Origin of the sequence: Microbacterium sp. Leaf351 (genome assembly GCF_001423825.1) — a bacterium.
Classification (GTDB): Bacteria; Actinomycetota; Actinomycetes; order Actinomycetales; family Microbacteriaceae; genus Microbacterium; species Microbacterium ginsengisoli.
Window position 1 is genome coordinate 1 of the sequence record NZ_LMPK01000007.1, and the last position, 240, is coordinate 240.

Here is a 240-nt window from a genome sequence, read left to right on the forward strand (position 1 = left end):
GCGAAAACCCCGCGGGAAGTGACACCACGCTAAGAGACTCACCCGCGTGCGGGCGACGGCAGCGCCGCGCAGCTGCGGCGCGTGGCGCGAGTGAGCGAGGGCACGGCGAGAGAGTCGTCAACACGTCACTCCTCTGCCTCCCCTGTTCGCCGAATCCCCACGTCGCCGCCGAATCCACCTCGTGCACACGTCGGCGCGGAGTGGAATGGGCGCGCAGATGTTGATTCGGCGGGAAGAGGG